2 protein-coding genes are annotated in these 4,090 nt (G+C 38.9%); both read right to left on the bottom strand.

Annotated elements, in window-relative coordinates:
- Nucleotides 1-470 precede the first annotated feature (470 nt).
- The gene (locus FTV38_RS16795; protein ID WP_257222733.1) at nucleotides 471-2,960 is read right to left on the bottom strand and encodes a relaxase/mobilization nuclease domain-containing protein; all 2,490 of its coding nucleotides are present in this window, start codon (nucleotides 2,958-2,960) and stop codon (nucleotides 471-473) included.
- Entirely contained in the window at nucleotides 2,944-3,435 is a 492-nt protein-coding gene (gene mobC, locus FTV38_RS16790) for a plasmid mobilization relaxosome protein MobC (RefSeq protein ID WP_035270222.1), read from the bottom strand. Before mobC ends, FTV38_RS16795 begins: the two co-directional genes overlap by 17 nt.
- Nucleotides 3,436-4,090: the final 655 nt, after the last annotated feature.

Genomic DNA, 4,090 nt, shown 5'->3' with positions numbered 1-4,090 from the left:
AATAATTAAAACTAAGTTAAAAACATTTAAAAACCTTAAAATAATTAAAAACCTGAATCATGAAAAATTGCCCTATGTTTTCGCTACGCTCAAACTCTATTGAACTTCGCTTACGCTCAGTTCGAAGGGGCAATTTTTGGGTTAATCTCGTGATAACTTCAAAAAAAGCAAAAGCAACTCGGAATTCGCTTCGCTCATAAGTTTTTTATACTCGCTTCGCTCGACCTAGATGCAAATTAAATCTGTTCGCACCCTCCGGGATGCTCTGTATCTAAGTCTGAGCAGTAAAGGGGAGCTTGTAATCAGAGAAAGAGCAGGGCAAAATTTTGATAGTGTTCAATCGCTCGTAGACACTCGCTCGGCTAATCCCTGTTAGCCTCAAAAAGAAAAGCACAAAGCGAACGGAGTGTGAGCAACATAACGGTAGATCACTTATTCCCCCCTCTGATTACTGCTTTTGCTGAATTGGATTACATATTCAAGTCAAAATCATTTCTCGGTTGTGGCTGTTTGAGTTCATGACTTGATAATTCAATGCTGTTTTGTTGTTGTGATGGGTTTTTAATTTCGTGAATATCATTTTTGATCGTCTCAAAGCCTTTCAAACATGATTGATATAATTCTCTTGGTTCTTTGAGATGGGAATTTCTAGGCTCTAAAATCTTCTCACATTCAAGATATCTCAACATTCTTCGGTCGTTTTTGATGATTTCATCTAACTTTCTACACTCGCTGTGAGTGAGATTTTTACTTGATCGATTTATGTATTCTTCTATATTTTTAATTTTTTTACTCGTTAAAACAATCAGTTGTATTTGATTCTGATTTTTATATGCTTGCTGTTGTTTTTCACTGATTTCTTTGTGATAAGCAACATAATCGGGGTAATAACCGTCGCTTCTTAAATATTTAAAATCAAGAGCTGGCTTGGGTTTGAGTCGAATTTCTGTTATTCCGATTTCTAGTCGTTCAAGTTTTCGATTAATTTCGTCAAGTTCTCTAGAGTTTTCCCAAGCATGTTGATCTGCTTGCTTTGCATCTGCAAATCTTCGTAGAAGTCGCTCGGAACTTTCAATTGCAAGATTTTCGAGAGTGCTCTCTCGATGTCTGATTGTTGTGTGCTGATTGTTGTTTGAATCGGTTCTAAATTTGCTGTTACTAAGTTGCTGACAATGATTTTTAAATCCAGTTGACTCAATGATTTGGTTAATTGCTGACTCAATTGGATTTTCAAGTTTTCTTGAAATGCTTGCTGTAACTGCTCGGAAAAACTCCCCTGTTCGATTTTGGCTATTTCGGATTGTTGTGCTGAAATCAAGGTTTGCTGTTGTTTGAGTTGAGTTTTTAAGCTCTGCTCTACTTCGCTGTATTCGCTCAAGATTGTTTTTAATGAATTGATTTGTTGAATCAATAAGCTGTTTTGTTCTGATAACAAGTTGTTTTGCTCTGTTAAGAAGTGGTCGATTTCTGTCTGCATTGCTTACCTCCGTTGGATTTCCAACATTTTGATTTGATTTCTGATTTGCTGACTGTTCTGCTGAATTATTTGTTCTTGTGCTTCGATGGTCTTTAGATTCATGCTGGCTTGATAGCTCAGATAAAAACTCATTAAAAGACTCAGTATTCCAAAGCTGATTACCCCCCAAAGAATGTATTTCGATCTCTGATTGCTTAGCTTTTCTGAAATCAGTGTTTGTATTTCGCTCTCGATCTGTACGCTTTGGTTCGCTATCGCTTGCTGTACTTGGGTTTGTATGCTCTTTTGTAGACTCTGCTTGTCGATTGAAAGGCTCTGCAACTGGCTGTTGATGTGGTTCTGTAGAGCCTGAATTGAGGTTGAAAACGAATCTATGCTCGATTTCACTTTTGATATTTCCGTAATATCTATATTCGCTAGTTTTTTTTGAAGTGCCTCTATTTGCTCCGTATAGCTCGCTGTTAGCGTTTTTATTGCTTGGGGTGATAGAAACCCTAGCTCGGTCAAAATCGAGCTTAGGTGCGATTCTATGGTTGTTGTCGTCTGCTGTACTTTGCGTAAAAGCGTGGTGTTGTTGATTATAGGCTTCTCGCTTTGCTCTATAAGTTGCTCGAAGTTGCTCAGCGTCTGTGAGAGCTGCTGCAAGCTCACTTGCAGTTGGTCGGCTTTCTGCTGCTGCTCTGAGATGCTCTGAATAAGATCCAATTTCGAAGTTTTCATGATAGAAATCACCTTTTATTCGATGTTTTTTGCCGTTGTTGAGAGTGACCGTTAGAGACTCTTTATTTGGTTTTATCGAGTCGACTCCATCTAGTTGTTTGATACAGGTGATTATTTCCGCTCTATTTTTTGCTGTGTTGGTTTTTAAGAGGGTTTTCACGTAATTATCAATTGCTTTGTAAAATTGCTTTTTGGGCAAGGTTTCTAGCTCTTTGCTTGAGAGTATTTTTTTTGCTTGAGCATTAAGCTTGGCAACGTGGTTCGGCTCTTGTGTCGTGTGCATTAGCAGCAAATCGTCAGGGCGTGACCACTGGTATTTTGTGTTGAAGTAATCCCGTAATGAGTCGAAATGTTTCTCATGCCCTGGGGGCGCAATGTTGAGTGATTTTCCACTCTGTAAATCAAGGCGTGGTACTAAAACATGAATATGCTTTGAGCCATCATCATCCGTATGTTGAACGGCAAACAGATGATATTGAGATGGGTCTAACCCTGAGAAAGCATGTTGTTCAAAGTCGGTTAAAACCTCCCTGATCTGCTCGTCTGTAGGGGCATCATCCTTTGACCAAGCAATCACGCCACTGGTGTATTTCCACAGATGGGGGCTTGCATCACAAATGGCGTTAAATGTGGTTGCATCACCTCTTAAAACTTCAATGCCTGCACGCACATTGCCCATGTGATCAAACTTATCGAGTAAGTATGCCGATGCTTTGGCAGCATTGCCTTTGCCATGATTCAAAAATTTAATATGCACTTTCATCATCCTCAGCCAGTTGTACTGAAGACAACTGCTTTTTTAAGCGTTCAGGGCTTTGCCGACTAATTTTAGGTAAGGCAGGGAAGACTTTTTCTAGCTCGGTTTGAATGCCTTTTAAAACAAGCAACATGTTAAAAATATTTAGTTTGCGTTGTTCTTGAGGATCTGCGTTCTTGATGATATTCAACGCTCGTGCAATTTGGTTTATGTTGTTGCCGATTCTTGATAGCTCTAGCAATACATTCGGATCAGTCTTTTGATAGCGTTTGACTACCTCAATCACTGTTTTAATTTTTGTTCTTGTGGGTTTTATTTCGTCTTTGGTTTGTTGAACGGTAATCACATCTTGCATGACTTCACGCTCGATTAATGAATGAATGAAGTCAGTGAAACTTGTATTTTCCTTTTGCAGGTGTTGCTCCAGTTGCTCAAACTGGAGCTGTGTGAGTCTAAATTTTTTTGTTTTATTTTTTACCATTTCGTGTCTCGTTAAGAGCTTTTGCTTTTGGGGTCTTAGGGGTGAAACCCCTAACAAGTCCCTGAGTCCAAATTTTCGAAGAAAATTGTGGACACAGGTAGGCTTGCTTGTCGCATTGCCCCTTTTATTTAGAGCTTATTCTGTTTTGCAAAGATCAATAATTTTTTTCTTAGATAAGTCAATAAAAAGGTTTATATGGCATCAAAATGTGCTGAAGGTCATATATGTATTTTTTAGAATTCGGTTCAATGATTAATGCATTAAATTTTTTTTTCTGAAACATGCAGAAATTGAACCAATTTAAATCCGATTTTTTAAATTTTGCTACGCTCTGCTTGATTTACAGATTTTGTAGATTTCACAGGTGCGGGTGGATGGATTAGCGACGCTAGCGCACCATCGTGATTAAGTTGTTACTAGGGGATATTGGCAAAGCAACAGCGTGATGAGTAGTTCAGCTAAGCTTTAAATTGTATGTTGGGGAAACCCTCGCAGAGAAAAGCTGCTGTTCGGTTTGAGAACGTGCCAATGCGATGTGTAGATCGTAATCTCAGCCTGAAGAGAAAGTACACTTACTCTTTGCCGATCGACCGAGACGTGGCTCCGTCAGTCCGATAGATTTTCGGGAATACTTTAAGGGGGATAATTAGCCCCT

Source organism: Acinetobacter sp. YH16044 (assembly GCF_013417145.1).
Classification (GTDB): Bacteria; Pseudomonadota; Gammaproteobacteria; order Pseudomonadales; family Moraxellaceae; genus Acinetobacter; species Acinetobacter amyesii.
This window is presented reverse-complemented; position numbering and strand designations above follow the sequence as displayed.